The organism is Streptomyces sp. PsTaAH-124, assembly GCF_000373685.1.
Classification (GTDB): Bacteria; Actinomycetota; Actinomycetes; order Streptomycetales; family Streptomycetaceae; genus Streptomyces; species Streptomyces andamanensis.
The window spans coordinates 34,941-56,053 of the sequence record NZ_KB892164.1; the positions used below are offsets into that span (position 1 = coordinate 34,941).

Annotated in this window: 18 protein-coding genes; 9 read left to right on the forward strand and 9 right to left on the reverse strand. The window is 74.6% G+C overall.

Annotation, left to right across the window (positions count from 1 at the left end):
- Window positions 1-71 precede the first annotated feature (71 nt).
- The 4 genes from B086_RS0111020 to B086_RS0111035 all read right to left on the reverse strand — a co-directional run bounded on the left by B086_RS0111020 (window position 72) and on the right by B086_RS0111035 (window position 5,191).
- Complete coding sequence (locus tag B086_RS0111020; protein ID WP_018566462.1) at window positions 72-2,171, reverse strand: xanthine dehydrogenase family protein molybdopterin-binding subunit; 2,100 nt, start codon at window positions 2,169-2,171, stop codon at window positions 72-74.
- Window positions 2,172-2,231: 60 nt separating this feature from the next.
- Complete coding sequence (locus tag B086_RS0111025; RefSeq protein ID WP_018566463.1) at window positions 2,232-3,224, reverse strand: FAD binding domain-containing protein; 993 nt, start codon at window positions 3,222-3,224, stop codon at window positions 2,232-2,234.
- Entirely contained in the window at window positions 3,221-3,763 is a 543-nt protein-coding gene (locus tag B086_RS0111030; RefSeq protein WP_018566464.1) for a (2Fe-2S)-binding protein, read from the reverse strand. The genes B086_RS0111025 and B086_RS0111030 overlap by 4 nt, the downstream gene beginning before the upstream one ends.
- A 186-nt stretch (window positions 3,764-3,949) precedes the next feature.
- Window positions 3,950-5,191, reverse strand: coding sequence for a hypothetical protein (locus B086_RS0111035; RefSeq protein WP_106436062.1), 1,242 nt, complete (start codon window positions 5,189-5,191; stop codon window positions 3,950-3,952).
- A gap of 437 nt (window positions 5,192-5,628) precedes the next feature.
- Here B086_RS0111035 and B086_RS0111040 point away from each other — a divergent pair, with 437 nt between their 5' ends.
- Window positions 5,629-5,862, forward strand: coding sequence for a chaplin (locus B086_RS0111040; protein WP_026252304.1), 234 nt, complete (start codon window positions 5,629-5,631; stop codon window positions 5,860-5,862).
- A gap of 122 nt (window positions 5,863-5,984) precedes the next feature.
- On the opposite strand, the gene B086_RS0111045 is transcribed toward B086_RS0111040, so the two are convergent.
- Complete coding sequence (locus B086_RS0111045) at window positions 5,985-7,349, reverse strand: FAD-dependent oxidoreductase (RefSeq protein WP_018566467.1); 1,365 nt, start codon at window positions 7,347-7,349, stop codon at window positions 5,985-5,987.
- A gap of 252 nt (window positions 7,350-7,601) precedes the next feature.
- Between B086_RS0111045 and B086_RS0111050 the strand changes: the two genes are divergently transcribed.
- Together B086_RS0111050 and B086_RS0111055 are read left to right on the forward strand one after the other, a co-directional pair.
- On the forward strand, window positions 7,602-8,525 hold the full coding sequence (locus B086_RS0111050; protein WP_018566468.1) for a DMT family transporter: 924 nt from the start codon (window positions 7,602-7,604) through the stop codon (window positions 8,523-8,525).
- Window positions 8,526-8,741: 216 nt separating this feature from the next.
- On the forward strand, window positions 8,742-10,394 hold the full coding sequence (locus B086_RS0111055; protein ID WP_018566469.1) for a catalase: 1,653 nt from the start codon (window positions 8,742-8,744) through the stop codon (window positions 10,392-10,394).
- A gap of 111 nt (window positions 10,395-10,505) precedes the next feature.
- Here the strand turns inward: B086_RS0111055 and B086_RS0111060 are convergent, their stop codons facing one another.
- Complete coding sequence (locus B086_RS0111060) at window positions 10,506-11,351, reverse strand: SigB/SigF/SigG family RNA polymerase sigma factor (RefSeq protein WP_018566470.1); 846 nt, start codon at window positions 11,349-11,351, stop codon at window positions 10,506-10,508.
- Window positions 11,352-11,680: 329 nt separating this feature from the next.
- On the opposite strand from B086_RS0111060, the gene B086_RS39745 reads away from it, so the two are divergent.
- Window positions 11,681-13,327 (forward strand): MFS transporter, encoded by a 1,647-nt coding sequence (locus tag B086_RS39745; RefSeq protein ID WP_234029295.1) that lies wholly within the window; start codon window positions 11,681-11,683, stop codon window positions 13,325-13,327.
- Window positions 13,328-13,333: 6 nt separating this feature from the next.
- Window positions 13,334-13,507, forward strand: coding sequence for a CsbD family protein (locus tag B086_RS42745; protein WP_078531054.1), 174 nt, complete (start codon window positions 13,334-13,336; stop codon window positions 13,505-13,507).
- A gap of 90 nt (window positions 13,508-13,597) precedes the next feature.
- Here B086_RS42745 and B086_RS0111075 read toward each other — a convergent pair whose 3' ends face one another.
- Entirely contained in the window at window positions 13,598-14,131 is a 534-nt protein-coding gene (locus B086_RS0111075) for a DoxX family membrane protein (protein WP_018566473.1), read from the reverse strand.
- A gap of 238 nt (window positions 14,132-14,369) precedes the next feature.
- On the opposite strand from B086_RS0111075, the gene B086_RS0111080 reads away from it, so the two are divergent.
- The 3 genes from B086_RS0111080 to B086_RS0111090 all read left to right on the forward strand — a co-directional run bounded on the left by B086_RS0111080 (window position 14,370) and on the right by B086_RS0111090 (window position 17,384).
- Window positions 14,370-14,927 (forward strand): hypothetical protein, encoded by a 558-nt coding sequence (locus B086_RS0111080; RefSeq protein WP_018566474.1) that lies wholly within the window; start codon window positions 14,370-14,372, stop codon window positions 14,925-14,927.
- 482 nt (window positions 14,928-15,409) lie between these two features.
- On the forward strand, window positions 15,410-15,973 hold the full coding sequence (locus B086_RS0111085; protein WP_018566475.1) for a hemerythrin domain-containing protein: 564 nt from the start codon (window positions 15,410-15,412) through the stop codon (window positions 15,971-15,973).
- Window positions 15,974-16,136: 163 nt separating this feature from the next.
- Complete coding sequence (locus B086_RS0111090; protein ID WP_037873293.1) at window positions 16,137-17,384, forward strand: PP2C family protein-serine/threonine phosphatase; 1,248 nt, start codon at window positions 16,137-16,139, stop codon at window positions 17,382-17,384.
- A gap of 109 nt (window positions 17,385-17,493) precedes the next feature.
- Here the strand turns inward: B086_RS0111090 and B086_RS0111095 are convergent, their stop codons facing one another.
- Entirely contained in the window at window positions 17,494-18,423 is a 930-nt protein-coding gene (locus B086_RS0111095; protein WP_018566477.1) for an SCO6745 family protein, read from the reverse strand.
- Between the two features lie 119 nt (window positions 18,424-18,542).
- Entirely contained in the window at window positions 18,543-20,102 is a 1,560-nt protein-coding gene (locus B086_RS0111100) for a PP2C family protein-serine/threonine phosphatase (RefSeq protein WP_018566478.1), read from the reverse strand.
- Window positions 20,103-20,148: 46 nt separating this feature from the next.
- Between B086_RS0111100 and B086_RS0111105 the strand changes: the two genes are divergently transcribed.
- Window positions 20,149-20,976, forward strand: coding sequence for an SAM-dependent methyltransferase (locus tag B086_RS0111105; protein ID WP_018566479.1), 828 nt, complete (start codon window positions 20,149-20,151; stop codon window positions 20,974-20,976).
- The last annotated feature ends 137 nt before the right edge of the window (window positions 20,977-21,113 follow it).

Sequence of the window (21,113 nt, forward strand, 5' to 3'; positions counted from 1 at the left end):
CCGGCGACGGGGGAGGGGGACCGCCGTCGGGCGGTGCGGCACGCGGCCGGGGGCCGGGGCCGGAGGGCCGGTCACCCGGCCAGTCCGCCCAGCACCTTGTCCGGTGTCAGCGGCAGCTCGCGGAAGCGGACCCCGGTGGCGTGGTGGACGGCGTTGCCGACGGCCGCCGCGCTGCCCACGATGCCGATCTCACCGATCCCCTTGCTCCCCATCGGGTTGAGCCGGGTGTCGGTCTCCTCCACCCAGTACGCCTCCACGTCCGGCACGTCCGCGTGCACCGGCACGTGGTACGACGCCAGGTCGCACTCCACGAAGTCCCCGAAGACCGGATCCATGGTGCTGCCCTCGGTCAGCGCCATGCCGAGCCCCATGGTCATGCCGCCGACGAACTGCGAGCGCGCGGTACGGGCGTTCAGGATCCGTCCGGCGGCGAACACACCGAGCATCCGGCGCACCCGCACCTCGCCGGTCACCGTGTCGACGGCGACCTCGGCGAAGTGCGCCCCGAAGGCGTGCCGGGAAAACGCGCTCCCCGCGTCGGCCTGGCCTGCGGTGTCCGCCCGCGCGCTGAGCCCCGCCCCCGGCGGTGGCCCGGCGTGGTCGGCGAGCCGCTCCGCGAGCCGTCGGCACGCCTCGTGCACGGCCCAGCCCCAGGATGCGGTCCCGGAGGAGCCGCCGGCCAGCGAGGCGGGCGGCAGATCGCTGTCACCGACCTCCGTGCGCACCAGCTCCAGCGGCACGCCCAGCGCGTCCGCCGCCACCTGGGCCAGCACCGTCCGGGCCCCGGTCCCGATGTCGGTGGCGTTGATCGCGACCACGAAGGTGCCGTCGGGCAGCGCCCGCGCTCGGGCGGCGGACGGCTGCACGTACACCGGGTACGTGGCCGAGGCCACGCCCGTGCCGATCAGCAGGGGCCCCTCCGCCCTAGACCGGGGCCGCGGGTCGCGGTGGGCCCAGCCGAAGCGGCGGGCGCCCTCGCGCAGGCACTCCACGAGATGCCTGCTGCTGAACGGCCTGCCGCTGTCCGGCTCCCGGTCGGGTTCGTTGCGCACCCGCAGCTCCACCGGGTCCATGCCCAGCGCACCGGCCAGTTCGTCCAGGGCGGACTCCAGTGCGTACATGCCGGGCGCCTCGCCCGGCGCGCGCATCCAGGAGGGCGAGGGCACGTCGAGGGGCACCACCCGGTGCGTGGTGAGGCTCTGCGGCACGGCGTACATGACCCGGCCGGGCACCGCCGCCTGCTCCACGAACTCCTTGATCCGCGAGGTCCAGGTGGTGGCCACATGGGTCAGGGAGGTCAGCCGGCCGTCGACGTCGGCGCCCAGGCGGATCCGGTGCAGGGTGGGCGCCCGGTGGCCGACCGCCGCGGGCAGGAAGCGGCGCGGCAGCGCCACCGTCACCGGCCGTCCGGTCGCCTTGGCGGCCAGCACGGCGAGCACGGTGTCGGGGCGGGCGGTGCCCTTGGAACCGAAGCCGCCCCCGACGTGCTCGGAGACGACGGTGATCCGCTCCTCGGGCAGCTCGAACATCTGGGCGAGCGTGTCGCGCATCGCCGTGCCGCCCTGGCTGGAGGCGTACACGGTCAGCCGGCCGTGGCCCCAGTGGGCCGTGCTGGAGTGCGGTTCCATCGGGTGGTTGTGCAGCGGCGGCACGCTGTAGCCGACGTCGACCCGGACGGCGGAGGCGGCGAACGCGCTCTCCGGGTGGCCGTGTTCGCGGCGGCCGGGGAAGCCGCCGTTGGCGGTCTCCGGCTCGTAGGCGCCCGGATGGTCCACGCGCAGGGTGACGTCGTGCTCCTCCTGCGCGTACGTGACCTCGACCGCCTCGGCGGCGGCCCGCGCCGCCTCCGGGGACTCGGCCACGGCCAGGGCGACGAACCAGCCGCGGTGCGGCACCCGCGGGTCCTGGAGCACGGCGAGCGCCGCGTCCTCCGGTTCGGCCATCCGCGGGGCGTTCTCGCAGGTGAGGACCGTCAGGACGCCGGGCAGCGCCAGAGCGGCGGCGGTGTCGACCGCCGTCACCCGGCCCCGGGCCACCGCCGCGGGCACCGGCCAGGCGTGGACCCGGCCCGGCAGCCGGTACTCGGCGGCGTAGCGGGCGCCGCCGGTGACCTTCAGGCGTCCTTCGCGGCGCTCGACGGGAGCGCCCAGCACGGTCGCGGCGACGGACATGGGGTCCTCCTGTGGCAGGGGCGGGCGGTGGAGCGGGGCGCGGCGCCGTGCGGCCCGGGTTCAGACCGCGGCGGGCGCGGCGAGCCGGGTCAGCACGTCCACGGCGAGATTGCGGGCCAGCGGCACCTTGTAGGCGTTGTCCCGCAGCGGCCGGGCCGCGGCGAGTTCCCGGTCGACGGCGGCCGCGAACGCCTCCGCGGTGACCGGCCCGCCGAGCAGCGCCTCCTCGGCGCGCCGCGCCCGCCAGGGCCGGTGGGCCAGCGCTCCGAAGGCGATCCCCGCGTGCGCCACGACGCCGTCCGCGACCCGCAGCACCACCGCGACCGAGGCCAGCGCGAAGGCGTAGGAGGCCCGGTCGCGGGCCTTGCGGTACGCCGAGGGCAGATGGGCGGCCGCCGCCGGGAGCACCACGGAGGTGATCAGCTCACCGGGGCGCAGTTCGGTGTCCCGCTCCGGATGCTCGCCGGGCAGCCGGTGGAACTCGGCCGCCGGGACGCTGCGGGCGCCCTCCTGCCCGTACAGCTCCACGCGCGCGTCCAGGGCGGACAGCGCCACCGCCATGTCCGACGGGTTGGTGGCGATGCACCGGTCGGAGTACCCGAGCACGGCGTGGTCGCGGTGCACGCTCTCCAGGGCGCCGCAGCCGCTGCCGGGCTCCCGCTTGGCGCACGGCTTGGACCGGTCCTGGAAATACGGGCAGCGGGTGCGCTGCATCAGGTTGCCGCCGGTGGTGGCCGCGTTGCGCAGCTGCCCGGAGGCACCCGCGAGCAGCGCCTGCGACAGCACCGGCCAGCGGTCGCGGACCAGGGGATGCGCCGCGAGGTCGCTGTTGCGCACGGTGGCGCCCACCCGCAGCGAGCCGTCGGGCAGTTCCCGCACCGTGTCCAGCGGCAGCCGGGTCACGTCGACGAGGAAGTCCGGGCGCTCCACGTCCAGCTTCATCAGGTCGACCAGATTGGTGCCGCCGCCGAGATAGCGGGCCCCGGGGTGCGCGGCGAAGGCGTCCGCCGCCTCGTCCACACTGCCCGCCCGTAGGTAGCCGAAGGGTTTCACGGGACGACGTCCTCCACGGCCTCGACGATGCGCGGATAGGCCCCGCAGCGGCACAGGTTGCCGCTCATCCGCTCCCGGATCTCGCGCGGATCCAGCGGGACGGGACGGCCGGGGGCGGCGGCGGGGCCGGTGACCAGCGAGGGATGGCCGGCCGCGGCCTCGGCCAGCACGCCCACGGCGGAGCAGAGCTGGCCCGGGGTGCAGTAGCCGCACTGGAAGGCGTCCCGGTCCAGGAACGCCTGCTGGAGCGGGTGCAGTTCCTCGTCGTCGTCGTCCGCCAGACCCTCGACGGTCGTCACCTCGCACCCCTCCAGGGTGACGGCGAGCAGCAGGCAGCCGTTCGTCCGGCGCCCGTCGACGAGGACCGTGCAGGCTCCGCACTGGCCGTGGTCGCAGCCCTTCTTCGCCCCGGTGAGACCGAGATCCTCCCGCAGCACGTCCAGCAGGACGCGGCGGTGATCCAGGAGGAGGGTGTGGGGCTCGCCGTTGACCCGGAACGTCGTTCCGGAACGGTGCCCGGTGTGCTGGTCGCTGCCCATGGCGTGGATGACCTTCCGGACGCGTGATGCGGTGCAGACCGCGGTGCAGACCGCGTATCCACACTGAGGCGCCTGACACGTCACCGCGGGGCCTGACACGTCCGGGCACGCCAGGAACCCAGGGCGCCGCCCGCGCGGGCGGCGCCCGGCCGGCCCTGCCGACAGGGATCCCGGCCGGGCAGTGTGTCAGTCCCCGGCCGGGCCCTTCGCGGCGCCGCCGTCCCGGGGCGCGGGCGGCGGTGCCGGTGGGGGCGGCGGCGGGGGGCCCGGCGGTGCCTGCGACGGCTCGGCCTCCGGCTCCGGCGGCGCAGCCGCGCGCCGGGTGCGGGCACCGCCCTTGAGCCGTTCCAGACCGCGGGCCAGATGCTGGAAGGGCGAAAGCCCGGCCGGACCGGCGCCCGGCCTGCGGACCGGCGGGGCACCCTCCGCGCCCGCGGCCTCGCGGTACACGGCGAGCGCCTCGTTGGCCCGCTCGGCCGCGTCGCGGTACAGGTCCCGGGACTTCGTCATCGCATCCAGGGCCTCGGCGTACATGGCCACCAGCTCGCGCGCCCGGACCAGCTCCTCCTCCATCGTCATCAGGTGCCACTGCTCGCGCAGCACCGTCAGCGCCTGGTCGCCGCCCTCGGGCAGCGGCCTCGGCAGCGCGTCGAACCGCCGTACCGCGTCCAGGACCTCGGTCGGCTCGTTGCCGTCCAGGAAGACGCTGCGCACGGAGAACCGCTCCGCCTCGTAGCCGGGGGCCGCGGGGCTCCCGGGCAGGACGACGGCGCCGCCCCGGGGCACCCGGGCCCCGTAGTCGTCCAGCACCCAGTTCACGGCGCGCAGGCGCTGCGGGGCGGCGCGGTGCTCCACGACCCGGTGCCGCAGGCCCTCGGGCAGCAGCCGCACCAGCGCCGGGCGGCCGCGCTCGTCGGGGGTCATGGCCTCGTGCACGACGACATGGACGCACCAGGTGTCGCGCACCGCGTGCCGCAGCACCCGCCGCAGCTCCTTGTCGTCCTCGGGCAGCTGGTTGACGTCGCCGAGCCGCAGCCCGGTGACGGCCTCGTGGTCCCAGCCGGTGCCGGGCTCCTCCGCCCCGGCCGGCCAGAACATGGCGGCGGGAGAGGGCCAGCGCGGGTCCCAGGGCTGCTCCGCCTCGGCGATCAGCGTCCACTGCTGTTCGTCGGCGGCGCCGCGCGGCGGCGCGAGCGAGAGCCGGGCGCGCACGGTCACCTCGCCCGGGGCCAGCCAGCGCGCCTCGAAGACATGCTCACGGGAGAGGTCGACGTCGTCCGGCTCGGTGTGGCTGTGCAGGACGGAGTCGGCCTCCAGTTTCTCCAGGTGACGCCGTACGGCGTCCGCCGGGGCGGGGCCACAGTGGCGGCCTCGGGCGCACCACACGGTGGGCGGGGCCGCTGGACGGGGATCGGGAGAGTTCGACATGGGCCAATCTGCGGGCGGGGACGGCGGTCGTCTCCCAGTATCACCGCAGCGGATCATGATCGGTTCGGCGGGGCCGGTGGCCGGGCCCGCGCGGAGGGTGCCCGCGGGCGCCCGCGGCCCGCCGCGACGGACTCCGGCGGAGGTCAGCGCGGTGGTGCGCCGTCGCACTCCGGCCGGGCCCGGATGCGTCGGCGGCGCTCCCGGGACCCGCGGTGCGCGGTGGTACGGCGTTGACGCGGGCCCGGCCCCGCCGCTGCCGCGCAGCTGTCCCGCCCGCCGCCGCGCGCCCGTCCCGTCGGCTGCCGCGCCCCGTTCGGCCCAGCCCGGCCCCCGGGGAGGCTGACGTGGCTACTCCGTTCGGCCGCCGCCTCCCACCCCGGAGCGGCGGACGCCCTCAGTGTGGAGGCACGTACCCCTTCCAACGACAGGAGTTCTCCATGAGGATCCGAATGACGGCCGCCGCGGTCCTGGCGGGTGCGGCCCTGATGACGTGCGCGGGAACCGCCGCCGCCGATGCCGGTGCGGAGGGCGTCGCGGTGGGCAGCCCCGGAGTGCTCTCCGGCAATGTCATCCAGGTCCCCATCGACCTCGGCCTGAACCTGTGCGGCAACTCGATCGACGTGATCGGGCTGCTCAACCCCGCCACCGGGAACGCGTGCGCGAACAAGTAACGGCGCCTTCGGGCGGCGTGGTGCGCCCCGGCGCACCGGCGCACCACCGACGGACGAGCCGTGCCGCCTTCGAGGGGGCACGGCTCGTCCGTGTATGTGGTGGGGGCGCGGCGGTGCCGGTGCTACGCGCCGCTCGCCTTGAGCATGTCCTCGCGCTCGACGATCTTCACGCGCTCGCGGCCCTGCGGCTCGCCGAGCGCCTTCTCCGCGGCGTCGAGGCGGTACCAGCCGTCCCAGGTCGTGAACCGGACGCCGTGCTCGGCCAGGAAGGCGTCGACGGCCTCCGGGTCCGGGGCGGCCGGAGTGTGCAGCCGGCCGGAGGCGAAGTCGTCCAGCAGGCTGGCGACCGTCTCGTTGGCGTCGCCCTTGGTGTGGCCGATCAGGCCCACCGGCCCGCGCCGGATCCAGCCCGTCACGTACGCCGACTGCACATGCTCGCCGGTCTCGCCGATGATCCGCCCGGCCTCGTCCGGGACGGTGCCCGAGTCCTCGTCCCAGGGCAGCTTCGGCAGCCGGTCGGAGAGGTAGCCCACGGCGCGGTAGACGGCCGTGACGTCCCAGTCCTTGAAGGCGCCGGTGCCCTTGACGTTGCCGGTGCCGTCCAGCTCGGTGCGCTCGGTGCGCAGACCGGTGACCCGGCCGTCCGCGCCGAGGATCTCCGCCGGGGACTCGAAGAAGTGCAGGAACAGCTTGTGCGGGCGGTCGCCGACGTCGCGGATCGCCCAGTTCTCCAGCGTCTTGGCGACCATGTCGGCCTGCTTGTTGCCGCGCCGGGTGGCGATGGAGCCCTCGTCGTAGTCGATGTCCTCGGGGTCCACGATGACCTCGATGTTGGGGGAGTGGTCCAGCTCCCGCAGCTCCATCGGGCTGAACTTCGCCTGCGCGGGACCGCGGCGGCCGAACACGTGGATCTCCAGCGCCTTGTTGGCCTTCAGGCCCTCGTGGACGTTCGGCGGGATCTCGGTGGGCAGCAGCTCGTCGGCGGTCTTGGCGAGGATGCGGGCCACGTCCAGGGCGACGTTGCCGACGCCGAGGACGGCGACCTTCTCGGCATCGAGCGGCCAGGTGCGCGGCACGTCCGGGTGCCCGTCGTACCAGGAGACGAAGTCGGCGGCGCCGTAGGAGCCGTCCAGGTCGGCGCCGGGCACGGACAGCGCCCGGTCGGCGGTGGCGCCGGTGGAGAAGATCACGGCGTCGTAGAAGGCGCGCAGGTCGTCCAGGCTGATGTCGCCCGGGTAGTCGACGTTGCCGAACAGGCGGATCTGGGGCTTGTCCAGTACCTGGTGCAGGGCCGTGACGATGCCCTTGATCCGGGGGTGGTCGGGGGCGACGCCGTAGCGGATCAGGCCGAACGGCGCCGGCATCCGCTCGAAGAGGTCGATGGACACACCCGGGTCGGTGGCCACGCCGGACTTGAGAAGAGCGTCGGCGGCGTAGATGCCGGCGGGGCCGGCTCCGACGATGGCTACCCGCAGGGGGCGCGGCATGATCAGGTTCCCTTCGAGCGGTGAAACGACGACTCGACGGCAACCCTAAACTAAGGCAAGCCTAAGTGGGTACGCGGGTCCGATCTATGAGGTCATAAGTCGAACTTATGACAAGCCAAAGACCTCATGATGATCGCGGACCGGCCTCCCGAACGTACCCTGCCGCCTCGTCCGGCGTCGCGCCGCCCGGCCCCTTCGCCGCGGCAGGACGCGCGGCAGGACGGAACGCCGCGCGTCGGGCATGGTGGACCTGTGATCGGGCTGGCCGTGTTCTTCGCCGTCATGGGCGCCGCGAGCAACGCCGTGGGGACCGCCTTCCAGCGGAAGGCCGCCTCCGCCGTGCCCACCGGCGGCGGACTGCGGCTGCTGCTCGCCCTGGCCCGGCACCCCGTGTGGCTCGCGGGCATCTGCGGGGTCGTCGCCTCCGCCGCGTTCCAGGCGCTCGCGCTGGTCAACGGACCGCTGGCGCTGGTGCAGCCGCTGTTCATCATGGAACTGCCGTTCGCCCTGCTCATCGCGGGCTCCCTCATGCACCGGGGCCTGCCCGCCCGGGGCTGGGCCGCCGTCGCCGGAGTCGTCGCGGGGCTCGCCCTGGTCCTGGTCGCCGCCTCGCCCTCCGGATCCCACGACCAGGCGCCCATGGTCCGCTGGGTGCCCGCGCTGATCGGCTGCCTGGGGGCGATGGCCGGGGCGTTCGCCCTGGCCCGCCCCGGCCGCTCGCCCCTGCTGCGCGCCGCCGCCCTGGCGGCCGCCGCCGCCATCGGCAACGCGCTGACCGCCGCCCTGCTGAAGTCCGCCAGCGGCATCCTGGCCGCCGACGGCTTCACCGCCTTCCTCACCACCTGGCAGACCTACGGGTTCGCCGTCGTCGGGGTCTGCTCGCTGCTGCTCCTGGAGAACGCCCTCCAGGCCGGTTCCCTGGCCGCCTCCCAGCCCGCCCTGACCATCGGGGACGCCACCGTGAGCCTGCTGCTGGGCGTCACCCTCTTCGGCGAGCACATCCGCACGGGCGTCTGGCTGCTGCCGGAACTGGTGGGCGCCGGCCTCATCGTCTGGGGCGTCCTGAGGCTGATCCGCGTCGTCCCGCACGCCCAGCAGACCCTCGCCGGAGACACCGTCCCGGCCTCGCCCGGCGGCCGGGTCCCGGACCCCGCGGACGGCCGGGTGGACGGCTGAGCCGGACCGGTCCGGGACCCGGCCCTGCCGGACGGCCTAACCCCGGCCGTGGGGCGCGGGCAACGGTGCGAAGGTGAACATATCCGCGTGGATACGGGTGAAAAGGTCACCCGGTGGTGCGCGTGCGTACCGCCGCGTCGTGCCGGACGGCGATCCGCCGGCGGCCCGCGGCCGCCACGCGGGACCGAGCCGACGACGTCGAAGGAGTCCACGGGCATGACGGACGTATCCAGCAAGAGTCCGGGCGACGACCCGAAGGTCCTCACCAACCGGCAGGGCCATCCCGTCTACGACAACCAGAACCAGCGGACCGTCGGCGCCCGCGGCCCGGCGACGCTGGAGAACTACCAGTTCCTGGAGAAGATCAGCCACTTCGACCGGGAGCGCATCCCGGAGCGGGTGGTGCACGCCCGGGGCGTGACGGCGTACGGCTACTTCGAGGCGTACGGCGCCTGGGGCGACGAGCCGATCGGCCGCCACACCCGGGCCGCGCTGTTCCAGGAGCGCGGCAGGCGCACCGAACTCGCCGTCCGCTTCTCCACGGTGATCGGCGGCCGCGACTCCGCCGAGACCGCCCGCGACCCGCGCGGCTTCGCGGTGAAGTTCTACACCGAGGACGGCAACTGGGACCTCGTCGGCAACAACCTCGGCGTCTTCTTCATCCGGGACGCCATCAAGTTCCCCGACGTCATCCACGCCCTCAAGCCCGACCCGGTGACGTTCGAGCAGCAGCCCCGGCGGATCTTCGACTTCATGTCGCAGACGCCCGAGTCGATGCACATGCTGGTCAACCTGTTCAGCCCGCGCGGCATCCCCGCCGACTACCGGCACATGCAGGGCTTCGGCGTCAACACCTACAAGTGGGTCAACGACGAGGGCCGCACCGTGCTCGTGAAGTACCACTGGATGCCCAAGCAGGGCGTGCGCAGCATGACGGAGGAGGACGCGGCCAACGTCCAGGCGCAGTCCCTGGGCCACGCGACCAAGGACCTCTACGAGGCGGTCGCGCGCGGCGAGTACCCCGAGTGGGAACTGCTCGTGCAGATGATGGACGACAACGACCACCCGGAGCTGGACTTCGACCCGCTGGACGACACCAAGACCTGGCCCGAGCAGGACTTCCCGCCCCGGCCGGTGGGCCGGATGGTCCTCGACCGGATGCCGGAGAACTACTTCGCGGACAACGAGCAGATCTCCTTCGGCACCGGCGTCCTCGTCGACGGCCTGGACTTCTCCGACGACAAGATGCTGGTCGGCCGCACCTTCTCCTACAGCGACACCCAGCGCTACCGGGTCGGCCCCAACTACCTCCAGCTCCCGGTCAACCAGCCCAAGCACGCGCCGGTCCACACCAACCAGCGCGACGGCCAGATGACGTACCACATCGACGGCGGCGGAGCGAACCCCCTCGTCAACTACGAGCCGTCCATCACGGGCGGCCTCCAGGAGGCGGTGTATCCCGCGCACGAGGAGCAGGGGCCCGAGATCCGCGGCCGGCTGACCCGCGCCCGCATCCCGCGCGCCAACGACTACCAGCAGGCAGGCCAGCGCTATCTGCTGATGGAGCAGTGGGAGCGCGACGACCTCGTGAAGAACCTGGTGGGCCAGCTCTCCCGGTGCGACCGGCCGGTGCAGGAGCGCATGGTGTGGCACTTCCTGCTGGTCGAGAACGAGCTGGGCCTGAGGGTCGGCGAGGGCATCGGCGTCTCGCCCCAGGACGTGGCGGGTCTTGAACCGCTGGCCGGACAGGACCTCACCGACGAGGACCGCAAGCGGCTGTCCCGGCTGGGCGAGAACCCGCCGCGCGACGTGGAGGGCCTGACCATGACCCACTGCGTCCCCGACGAACGGCACACCGTGACCCGCTGATCACCCCGCACGCACGGGAACGGGCGCCGGCCCCGGGATCAGATCCCGGGACCGGCGCCCGTCCTTCGCGTCACGCTGTCACGACCGGCGCGCGCCGACCGCGCCGACTGCTCAGTGCACGCTCAGCAGACCCTGCCGCAGCCGCCCCAGCAGCCGGTTGAGCAGCCGCGAGACATGCATCTGCGAGATCCCCAGCCGCTCGCCGATCTGCGCCTGCGTCATCTCCTCGACGAACCGCATGTGGATGATCTGCCGGTCCCGTTCGTCCAGCTCCTCCAGCAGCGGCGCGAGGCTGTGCAGGTCCTCCACCAGCTCCATGCTCATGTCCTCGGCGCCGATGAAGTCGGCCAGGACGCTCTCGCCGTCCTCACTGCTGCTGACGGCGGCGTCCAGGGACGCGGACGTGTAGCCGTTGGACGCCACCCGGGCGTCGATGACCTCCTGTTCGGGGAGGTTCATCAGCTCCGCCAGCTCCTTGGTGGTGGGCTTGCGCCCGAGCCGGCTGCTCAGCTCCTCGGTGGCCTTGGCCAGCTCCACCCGGGCCTCCTGGAGCCGCCGCGGCACATGCACGGCCCAGGTGGTGTCCCGGAAGAAACGCTTGATCTCACCGACGATGTACGGCACGGCGAAGGAGGTGAACTCTACCTCGCGGGAGATCTCGAACCGGTCGATCGCCTTGATCAGGCCGATCATGCCGACCTGGACGATGTCCTCCATCTCCTGGGGACCCCGGCTGCGGAAGCGGCCCGCCGCGTATCGCACCAGCGACATGTTCATCTCGATCAGCGTGTTGCGGGCGTACTGGTACTCGTGCGTGCCCTCTTCCAGGTGCGCGAGCCGGTCGAAGAACACCCGGGACAGAGCGCGTGCGTCGGTCGGCGCGACCTGTGAGGGGTCGGGCACCTCCGGCAGCTCCGTCCGAGCTCGGATCGCCTTCGCCTCCGCGGTCACCGCCATCGCGCGGCCCTCCCTCTCAGCTACTGTTCCTGCCCGTCGTGACCGCCCCGTCACCGAGTGCGGCCTGGGCAGCGTGTACCCGCCTTCGAACCTCTCACACCATTATTTCTCCACCGGAGCGATTTCACCCCCCGGGGGGCGGCGCGCGCGGCCCGGCCGGGCCCGCCGGACGCGACGCGCTGAAGTGGCCCCGGACGCGCCGAGCGGCGATCGTGTCCGTGAGGGTGTTCCGCTCCGGGCCCCGGAACGCGCCTTCGGAGCGCGGGACCCGGAGCGCGGGACGCCGACGGCCGGTGCGCGCCCGCGAGCCGCGACCGGGAGGAGCGTGGGTGAACAGGCAAGTGCGGTCCGGCGGTCGCCGCGGCGACCCGGCGGGCGCGCCCGACCCCAGGCGCTGGAAGGCCCTGTGGGTCACGCTGGCGACCGGCTTCATGAGCCTGCTCGATGTCACCATCGTGGCCGTGGCGCTGCCGTCCATGCAGCGCGACCTGGGCACCTCGGCGTCCTCCGTGCAGTGGGTGGTGTCCGGCTACGCCCTGGCGTTCGCCCTGGTCCTGGTGCCCGCCGGGCGCCTCGGCGACGCGATGGGCCGCCGCCGCATCTTCCTGTGCGCCCTGGCCGCCTTCGTGCTGTGCAGCGCCGGTGCCGGTGCCGCCCCCAGCATCACCTGGCTCGTCGTGGCCCGCCTCGCCCAGGGCGCCTGCGCCGGCTGCCTGGCCCCGCAGAACTCCGCGCTGATCCAGCAGATGTTCCGCGGGGCCGAACGCGGACGCGCCTTCGGTCTCTTCGGCGCCGTCGTGGGCGTCTCCAGCGCGGTCGGGCCGATCACCGGCGGCCTGATCCTCGCGCTGGCCCACGGCACCCAGGGCTGGCGCTGGATCTTCTACGTCAACGTCCCCGTCGGCGCCGTCGCCCTGCTGCTCGGCCTGCGGCTGCTGCCCAGGGTGGCGCCCGGCCGCCGGGAACGGCTCGACCTGCCCGGCGTGACCCTGCTCGGCACCGGCGTCCTGGCCCTGATGCTGCCCCTGGTCTTCGCCGAGAGCGGCGGCCTGCACCGGCTGTGGTGGCTCTTCCCGCTCGGCGCGCTGCTGCTGGTCTGCTTCGCCCGGTGGGAGGGGCGGGTGGCGGCCCGCGACGGGCAGCCCCTGCTGGACCCGCGGCTGCTCACCGGCACCCGCGGCTACGGCCTGGGCACCGCGCTCGGCGCGCTGTACTTCGTGGGCTTCAGCGGCGTATGGCTGGTGTTCGCGCTCTTCTTCCAGAACGGCCTGGGCTACGAGCCGCTGCGCTCCGGGCTCGCGGTGACGCCGTTCGCCATCGGCTCGGCCGCCGCCGCGGTCGTCTCCGGGCGCCTGGTGGAGCGGCTGGGACGGCTGCTCACGGTCTGCGGGCTGGTCGCGGTGGTGCTCGGCCTCGGCGCCACCGCGCTGATCCTGCACTCCGCACCGCCCGCCATGCTCACCTGGCTCGCGGCGCCCGCCCTGCTCGTCGGCGGCCTCGGCAGCGGCTGCGTCATCTCCCCGAACGTGACGATGACACTCCGCGACGTACCCGTGCGGATGGCCGGGGCGGCGGGCGGCGCCCTCCAGACCGGCCAGCGCCTGGGCGGCGCCGTGGGCACGGCCGCGCTGCCGGGCCTCTTCTACGCCGTGCTCGCCGCGACCGGGCAGGACTACCGCGCCGCCGTGGCGCTCGCGGTCGGCTCCGCGCTCGTGGCGATGCTGGCGTCCCTGGCGGTGGCCGTCCTCGACTGGCGCCGCGACCACCGGCGGCCCCCGGCCCCGGCGTCCGGCGGGCCCGCGCGCACCCCCTCGCCGGGTCCGGACGGGCCAGTTCACTCCGACGGCCGTACGGACAGGTGCGGAACGCGCGGCGGGGGTTCCCCCGGTCGCGCGCCCGGCCCGGGGCCAGGTTTGCCGCGCACCGCACAGGACACCCGGTGCGGTGACACCGACCTCGATCATGGCTGGGAGTGAGCGACCGTGGCTGGAGACCAGAAGGCCAAAGCCAAGAAGGAACAGATGAAGGGCAAGGCCAAGGAGACGGTCGGGCGCACCGTGGGCAACGAGCGGATGACCGTCGAGGGCCGCGCCGAGAAGACCAAGGGCGACGCACGCCAGGCCAAGGAGAAGGGCAAGGACGCCCTCAAGCCCTGACGCGCCCTGACGCCGTCGGCACACAGACTCCGCGGGCCCCCGGCCGTACACCGGCTGGGGGCCCGCGGAGTCTTCCGTCCGCCGCCGGGCTCAGCCCGGCAGCTTGGCCCGCAGGCCGCCGACCGCGGCGGCCGGTCGCGCCGTCGCCCGGACCGAGCGCCGCACCAGGGCGGCATCGCGCCGCAGCTCATGGGCCGTGTGCCGGCCGCGCCACAGCCACGACGGCGCGGCACCGGTGTCGTCGGCGGCGATGAGCAGGCCGCCGAGCATGGAGAGGTTCTTCAGGAAGTGGATGCGCTGCTGGGCCCGCTCGCCGGGGTCCTTCGCCTCCCAGAAGCGGTGCCCGGCCAGCGTGGTCGGCACCAGCGTGGCCGCCAGCGCCAGGGCGGAGAGCCGGGGGAGCCGCCCGAGACCGAGCAGCACACCGGCGGCGACCTGCACGCCCCCGCTGAGCCGTACGACCTGTTCGGTCCGGTCGGGCAGGAGGGCCACGCGTTCGGTGATCGGACGGACGACCGGTTCGGCCAGTGGGGTGACGGCCTCGGGGTTGCGGACGGAGTTCAGGCCGCCGACGACGAACATGGAGGCGAGCAGGGGACGACCGGCCACGCGCAGCAGACTCATGGTCCTCTCCAGACGTGAGGGGTGTACGGCCTCCGCCGGGTTCCCGGACCCGCCGGATGCATTCGAGCCGGAGGGACCGGACCGGATCTGGCCGGAACACCGGGCAACCTTCTTCGTCTTTCGGAACTGTGACAGTTTTCCGGGACATTACGGAACCGGAGAGCGGTCCGCGCGGGTCTTGTCCGACGACCGACGAGCCGGGAACCGACCCGGCCCCATGCATTGGGGGAACACTCACATGCCCATGCGTGTCCGCACCCGACGAATCCTGATCGCCGCCGCCGCGCTCGCCGCGGCCGGCTCCCTGACCGCGATGACCCCGGCGGCCGCGGGCCCCGGGACCTCCCCGGCCCGTACGGCGCGCACGGTGGCCGCGCCCGCGACCGCCGCCCGAACCGTCTCCGCCTCCGTCGCGCCCGCCGCTGCCGCCCAGGGCGACCCGCGCAGCGTCACCCAGCGGGTCGCCGACTTCTACGGCGCCTACATCGACACGGCCTGGGACGGCTCCGATCCCGCCGCGGGCGCCGACGCCAAGGCGCTGAAGGCGTTCTACCTGACCGCGGGCGCCCGCAGGGCCGTCGCCGCGTACGAGGCCAGGGAGCACGCCGACGGCATCCTCTTCGCACAGAACGTGCCGGTGAAGTGGAAGGTCGCCTACGCCGGATCGGGTGGCGGACACGCCACCAGCAGGGTCTACCTCACCTGGAGCGACGGCAGGAACGCCCAGGTGACGAAGATCGACGTACGGTCCGACCTCAGGACCCGCAAGATCACGGACCTCAGGCCGGTCCGCTGACGGCGGCGGGCGGCCGGTCCCTCCCGGGGCACGCCGCCCGCCCCGCCACCGCTCACGGTGCTGTTCGCCGTCCAGGGCCCGGACCGCGCCGTGGCCGGACAGGGTGGCCTCGACCGGTCCGGGGGGTGCTCCGTCGCGGCGGACGTGCCGCTCGTCGTGGAAGAGTCGTAGCCGCCATCAGGAGGAACGGCTGGCCCTCCTGGTGGCGAACGTGCGCGCGGGCCGCGTACCGGCCCGGTCGGCTCCGTGCCGGAACGATTCGCCCGGCATCGTCCACGGCCAGAACCACGACCGGGCCCTGTGGGGCGATCCGTACACCGTCCGCCCGCACCGTTTCCTCGCGCATCCGCTCGCGCAGCGGCTTGGTCATCAGCGGCGTACGCCCGCCGGGGCGGCGCACGACGGTGTCACCGGGACCCGTCCGGGAACCCGCCGGGCGGTCCAGCGGTACGCATCACCTTCGAGCGGCGAGGAGCCCGGCCATGGGACACGGTGGAGACGTCATCCGGGAACTGACCACCGACCACCGCGAGGTGGAGGAGATCTTCGCGCAGATCGAGGCCCTCCCCACCGGGGACCGGCGGCGCAAGAACCTGGCGGACCAGGCCACCATGGAACTGGTCCGGCACTCCGTGGCCGAGGAGATGTACCTCTACCCGGCCGTACGGCGGCTGCTGCCGGACGGCGACGCGATCGCCGACCGGGAGACCGACGACCACGCGCGGGCGGAGCGCACCATGAAGGACCTGGAGGACTGCCCGGCCGACGAGATCCGCTTCGGCCGGCTCATGGGACGCCTGATGCGCGAGACCCGCGAACACGTCACGGACGAGGAGCAGAACCTCTTCCCCCGGCTGCGCGCGGCGGCCGACGCCGGGGAACTGGAGGAACTCGGCGACAAGGTGCGCACGGCGAAACGGACCGCGCCGACCCGGCCGCACCCCTCCGCCCCGGACACGCCGCCCGGCAACAAGCTCCTGGCGCCCGGCGCGGGCATGATCGACCGGCTCAGGGACGCCCTGTCCGGGCGCGGCGGGACCGGCTGAGACGGGCCCCCACCCGCGCGGAGCCACGGCGCGTTCCGCGCGCCGTACCGCGGGTCGCTGCCCGCCCGCGGCCCCGGTCGGTGCTGGGATGGAACCGGTGGAAGGATCCGGCGGTCCGCGGCGCGGCCGTCCGGATCCCCGGACCGTGGGAAAGGGGCGGCCGGTGCAGGGCGAGCAGGGACCCGGGCCCGGTGCGGCGGACGCGGGCCGCGCCGCGCGGGCGGACAGCTTCGCGCGGGCCGAACGCGCCGTCGGCGCGATCGGCACCACCCTGGACGTCCGCAGGACCGCCGCCGAACTGGCCGGGTTCCTCGCCGAGGAGTTCTGTGAGGCCGCCGCCGTGGACCTCTTCGACCACCCGCGGGACACCGGCCGCGGGGCGGCCGGGCGGCCCGGCGCCCTGCACCACGCGGCCGTGGCCGGCCGCCGCGCCCTCCTCGCCGGCCTCGAACGGGTCCCGCGCCTCGACGTCGTCGTCCAGGCGCTGGACGCGGGCCATCCGATCACCGCGTCCTTCACCGCGGCCGGCGGGGTGAGCCTGGCCGCCCTGTCGGTGCCGCTGCTCGCCTGGGGCCGGGTCTACGGGGTCGTCCTCGCCCTGCGCACCGGGCGGCTCTTCGACGACGACGAGACGGCGGCGGTGCACTACACGGCACGCGTGGCGGCGGCCCATCTGCGGCACGCGGAGGAGCACGAGGAGATGGGCGAGCAGGTCCGCCGGCTCCAGCAGGTGCTGGTGGCCGACCCGGGCCGCCCGCACCCCAACATCGAACTGGCCACCCGCTATCTGCCCGCCGGCCGGGGCGCGCTGGTGGGCGGCGACTGGTGCGAGACGGTACGCCTGCACTTCGGCCGGACGCTGCTGGTCATCGGCGACGTCATGGGCCATGGGCTGGACGCGGCGGTCGACATGAACGCCTACCGCTCGATGCTGCGCTACGTCGCCGCCGCCGACCTGCCGCCCCACCGCATCCTGCGCCAGGTGGACGCCACGATGGCCGAGGAGCGGGGCCGCCGCCCGGCGACCTGTCTGCTGGCGCTGCTCGACCCGGCCCGGGGCACCGCCACCTACGCGGGAGCGGGCCATCCGCCACCGGTCGTCTTCCACGGCGACGGCACCGCCGGGCCCGTCCCGGTGCCGGTCGGCCCTCCGCTCGGCACCGGACTGGGCGCGTACGAGCCGGTCGGGCGGCCGCTGCTGCCCGACGACACGCTGGTCCTGTTCACCGACGGCCTCGTCGAGCGGCGCGGCGAGGACATCGACGTCTCGCTCGCCCGGCTCGCGGCCCTGCGCGTCCGGCCGGGGCAGGACGTGTCCCGGCTGCTGGACGAGATCCTCGCCGGGCTGGCGGCGGACCGGGCCGACGACGACGTCGCCGTCCTCGCGGCCCGCCCGCGCCACCGCGCCTGACGGTCTCCCGCGTCCGCCCGCGCACCGCGCCCGACCGGCTCTCGCGTCCGCCCGGGTCCCGTGCCCGACCGGCTCGGACCGCCCGGCCGTCTCCGGTGCCTTGGATGTCTCAGCGGCTGGTGCCGCCGGTGGCGCCGGTGCCAGCAGCGGCCGCGGTGGTGGCCCGCGCCGACTCCCAGAGCGTGCCGGTGAGACCCGCGGGATTGCCGGCCGGGATCAGACCGGCGCGCAGCACCGTCTCGGCCAGGGGTTCGAGGAGCGCGGCCAGCCGCGCCCCGGCGTCCGCTCCCACGGCGGCCCACGGCTGCGCCGCCGCCGCGTCCGTCCGCGCCTCGATGTCGGCGCGCCCGGCGACCCCGGCCGCGGTCAGGGCGCCGTCCCCGTCGAGCCAGCCGCGCGCCCGCAGGGCGGCCTCGGCCGCCTGCCACGCCTGCGGCTCCCACGGGCGGATCTCCCGCAGCAGCCCCGCGTCGGACTCGCCCGCCGCCGTCTTCAGCACCATCGCGGCGACCGGGCCGAGACCGAGGGACACCAGGACGGCGACATGCCCGTCCCCGCGGTGCTCGCGCAGCGTCGTCAGGGCCTGCCAGAGCCGCAGGTGCGGTTGCGCGGGCCGGTCCAGGGCCTGGTTGGCAGCGGAGAGGACCCGCCCGGCGGTGTCCGCCGCCTCGGCCGCCGCCCACGCCAGGTCGGCCGCCTCGGTCAGGGCGGCACCGGTGACCGCGTCCCGCCCGAACAGGCGGGTCAGAGCCTCGTCCATGGCGTGCTGCCGGGCCGCGAGCGCGTCCGCCGGGGCGGTCAGCTCCCACGCGTCCGGCAGGGCCCGGCGCACGTGGTGCGGCGGGAAGACGTAGAACGAGCTGGTGACGACCGGGGCGCCGACCGGGCCCAGCGGGGCGGCGCGCAGCGCGAAGTAGCCCATCCAGAAGCCGCGCAGACCGGCCTCGGCGGCGGCCTGCCGCGCCTCGGGCGCGAAGTAGACCAGACTGTGGACGGGCTCGTACCGCTCCCACAGCGTCCGTGCCAGTACCGCGCTCATGTGGCTCCTCCCCGAGACCCGCCCCGCCCGCACGCACGCCGTCGTACGGCCGCCATGGGCAGCAGCATGGACCATGACAGCCGTCATAACAACCCCGTGACCGGAGCGCCCGGCCCGGCTCAGCGCCCGCCCGGCGTCAGCTCGGCCAGCAGCAGCGTCCGGTCGTCGGAGACGTCGTCGGCGCCGGAACCGGCGAGCAGCTGGCGGCACAGCGACGGCAGGGCGTCCGGGCCGTCGGGCTCCGGCGCCTCCTCGGTACCGGCGTCGAGGTCCCGGGCGAGCCGGGTGATGCCCTGGTCGATGTCCTGGGTGCGGGACTCGACCAGACCGTCGCTGTAGAGCAGCACGAGGGAGGGCTCCGACAGCGGCAGCACGGTCGGCTCGTAGCGGCCCGTGCCCAGCCCCAGCGGCAACCCCGGGGTGACGAGGGAGACGCGCCGGGCCGGACCGCCCGGCCCGCGGATCAGGGGCGGCGGATGACCGGCCCCGACGAAGGTGCACAGGTTCAGATCCGCGTCCCACTCCGCGTACATGCAGGTGGCGAAGGGCGCGCCGGGCGTGTCACCGGCGACGGCGTCCAGCCGGTGCAGCAGTTCGCTGGGACCGATGTCGAGCGCCGCCAGGGTCCGCACCGCGGTCCGCAGCTGGATCATGGCGACGGCGGACTCCGGGCCGTGCCCCATCGCGTCGCCCACGATCATCCCGAGGCGGCGCCCGGCCCGGGGCAGCACGTCGTACCAGTCGCCGCCGATGACGGTGTCCTGCCCGGCGGGCCGGTAGCCGTGGGCGACCCGGCAGCCCTCGAAGCTCTGCCCGGTGTCCGGGAGCAGGCTGCGCCGGATCGCCAGCGCGGTGCGGCGCTCCCGCTCGTAGCGCCGGGCGTTGTCCAGCGCGACACCGGCCCGGGAGCCCAGCGACTCCACGGCCACGGCCTCCACCCGGGCGAACGGCTCGCGGTCCGGGCCGCGGGTGCAGGCGATGAAGCCGACCGCCGTGCCGCGCAGGCGCAGCGGGACGATGAGGAACGACGCGCTGCGCACCAGGGCGTCCACTCCCATGTGGTCCGGGCCGGTCTTGAGCAGCCGTTCGGCGGTGTGGTCGTCGACGCCGTCCAGCAGCTGCGTCTGCCCGCTGGCGACGGCTCGCGCGTACGGCGTCTCGCGCGGGAAGACCAGTACCTCGCCGACCGGCAGCAGATGCTCCCAGTCCTCGGCCGCGTCCGCTCCTATCCGCAGGGCGAGGCGGCGCGCCTCGATCTGCGGCGGATCGGCGGCCATGCGCGCCTCCTCCTCCACCAGCCAGCGCTGGAGCAGGTAGACCGAGGCCGCGTCGCAGAAACCGGGCGCCAGCGCGTGCACGACATGGCGGCCGGTCAGCTCCAGGTCGAGTTGCGACCCGATGGCGTCGGCCGCCGGGGAGAAGTACCGGCGGCGGACGGCAGGCGCGGGGTGGGCGCCTTCCGGCTCACGGCGGACGCGGGGTTCGGTGCGTTCTGTGTTCCGCAGGGTCGTTGCCTTCCGGGTGGGGCCGGTGTCGGCGTGGGGCGGGTGGTCCGGTAGGGCGGGTGGTGCGGTGCGCGGCGGTGTGTCCGGAGCGCGGGAAGCCGTCCGGCTGTGGGGTGGGTCCGGGGCTTCCAGGTGGTCGGGTGTGCGGGGAGCGGTGGCGTGTGCCGTGCGCAACTATATGATGCCGGGTCAAGGTCACCGATCAGTAGGGGAGTTGGTCATGCTCCAGGGGGACGGTCTGCCGCAGGGCGTGGATCCGGGCAAGGCCAGTGTGGCCAGGATGTACGACGCCATGCTGGGCGGTGAGCACAACTTCGCCATAGACCGGGAGGCGGTGGCCGCCTTCACGGCGATCGATCCCCAGGTCCGCACCCTGGCCCGCGCCAACCGGGCCTTCCTCGGCCGGGCGGTGCGCTTCCTGGCGGAGGCGGGCGTACGCCAGTTCATCGACCTCGGTTCCGGCATCCCCACCCAGGGCAACGTCCACGAGGTCGCCCAGGCCGCCGCACCCGGCGCCCGGGTGGTGTACGTGGACAACGACCCGGTGGCGGTCGCGCACAGCGAGGCGCTGCTCGCCGACAACCCGGGCGCGGCCATCGTCGCCGGTGACATCCGGCGCCCGGAGGAGATACTCGCCGCGCCCCGGGTGCGCGAACTCATCGACTTCGGGCAGCCGGTCGCCGTCCTGATGATCACGATCCTGCACTTCGTCACCCCGCAGGAGGACCCGGCCGCCATCGTCGCCGCGTTCCGGGACGCGCTGCCCGAGGGCGGCTGGCTCGCTCTGACCCATGCCACCGACGAGGACCGCCCGGACACCGCGGCGGCCGTCGGGCAGTTGTACCGCGACCGGGCGACGTCACCGGTCACGGCCCGCTCGCACGACGCGATCCTGTCGCTGTTCGACGGGTTCGACCTGGTGGACCCCGGCCTGGTGCATGTGCCGCTGTGGCGGCCCGGCGACGCGGACGAGATCCCGGAGAACCCCTCCCGGTACTGGGTGTACGCGGGCGTGGGGCGCAAGGCGGCGGCGACGCCCGCCCGTTGAGGCGTAACGTCACCTCTCGCCGCGGACACGGCCGCGCGGGGCGGCCGGCACGGTGTGGCCTCGCCCGGACGGCAGCCGATGCGCCGGTGACGGCCGATCCCGCCACGGGGCCGCAGACCGGTACGCGGTCCGCCGCC